At 59.5% G+C, this 1621-nt stretch carries 2 protein-coding genes; both read right to left on the bottom strand.

Features of this window, described 5'->3' with window-relative positions:
- On the bottom strand, window positions 1-845 hold an 845-nt coding region (locus tag ACMO9O_RS03000), incomplete at its 3' end, for a hypothetical protein (RefSeq protein WP_418982140.1).
- A 19-nt stretch (window positions 846-864) separates the two neighbouring features.
- Window positions 865-993, bottom strand: coding sequence for a hypothetical protein (locus ACMO9O_RS02995; RefSeq protein ID WP_418982139.1), 129 nt, complete (start codon window positions 991-993; stop codon window positions 865-867).
- Window positions 994-1621 lie beyond the last annotated feature (628 nt).

The following is a 1621-nucleotide window of genomic DNA, read 5'->3' as shown; positions in this document are numbered from 1 at the left end:
GCCGGCATGGCCAGAATCCGGCCCCGTCTGGCCGTCTGCCCAACGCCTCCGCGAAGCGTCATCACCCTGCCGTCGGAGAGCGTAACGTTCACGGTGAATCCCTTGCTGAAAGTGGTCGGAAAGAGCGTGAGGTAGAAATCCGTCCCTTTTGTGGTCAGCACGGCATTGCCGGCATTCAGCGTCAGCTTATTCCTGGTATAGGCTTCGTAGCCCGATTCCGCCGTCATGGGTGCGATGTAGGCCGTCCCGCCATCCGTCAGAATCCGACCCACCGAGCAGAAGCGCTCTCCTCCGGTATTCGCGGTCGAGAGTTCGATCTTCGAAACCTGCTCCGCCCCCGTGCCTTTCAAAGTCAGTTTCACCACCGAACAGAGGTATTTGAAAGTCAGTCTCTCCCCTTTTGCAGCAACTGCACGGGCCAGCAACGCCGCAGGGTCGAACGAGTTGGCACGGTAGGTCTGAGTGTAGGGAATCGAACTGACGAATATCCCTTTATTATCGAAGCCGCACAAAGCCGCCGGATAGTAGACCGTATAGCTCTCGGCGCTCGGAAGCTCCACGTACCAGCGGCCCTGTTCGTCCTGCTGGACCGTGTACGGCGTATCCTTGACGATCGCCACCTGGTCGCCCGCCTCCCAGGCGATCTTGTAGCCCTCGGAGAATGCGGCCCGCGACTGCGGATCGGCAGCCCCCTGCGCCTCGGTCGTCTCGTCGCTCACGTACAGGCGGACCAGGTCGGTGCCCGTTTCGGGCTTGTTGCCGGGCTGCTGGTCGAAACCCGCTTCCGAACAAGAGGAGCCCAGCAGCAGGGCCGCGGCGCTCCAGAAAAGTAAAAATCGCTTCATCTTCTTTCGTTTTACTCCTTTACTCCCACGTTCCGGCGTCCTCGCCGCCCTCTTCGAAATCGCCCTCGACTTGCGATGCGGCAAATCCCTGTTCGACACGCACGTCGAAATACTCCAACGCGGGAGCTTCGTAACTAAATTTCTTCATCTTCTGCTGATTTGGTATAGGCACACGAAAAAGCGGACCACGCATGTACTGCTACATGCGCGATCCGCTGTAAGAATCGGCCGAACTTAGATACGACTACCCGATGCTCCGCAACCTCCCGTTGGGGGGGGGAATTTGCAGACCCTGGTCGCGCCCTGCGGCGCGGCGGTCCATCGGCTGTATGTCGTTGTGTTCCATCACGGCCGCAAAGATACGCATAATGTCCGAAAAAACAAAATCTTCGGGTTTTGTTGGGCGCCAGGCGGGACGCAATTCAGAATACATGCTATGCTGCCGTCTCGATCCCCGAGCAACAAGTGAGGAATTGTTTTGCGGGGACGCAGCCAGCGAAGGAGTGCTCGAAGCCGTCAGGCGGAGTGCTGTCCTCCGGGAGCGCCGAACCGGCCTGAAAGCGCCCGAACCGCCTGTCGCCCACAAAACGGGCGTCTTACGCCCGGAAGATTCCTCGCATCCGCTCGGAATGACAATAATGTGCCGTGCGGTCCACAGCCGGGAGCGCCGAACCGGCCTGAAAGGGCCCGAACCGCCTGTCGCCCACAAAACGGGCGTCTTACGCCCGGAAGATTCCTCGCATCCGCTCGGAATGACAATGATTGATTGGCGACCC

Origin of the sequence: Alistipes sp. (assembly GCF_048465635.1) — a bacterium.
GTDB lineage: Bacteria > Bacteroidota > Bacteroidia > Bacteroidales > Rikenellaceae > Alistipes.
This window is presented reverse-complemented; position numbering and strand designations above follow the sequence as displayed.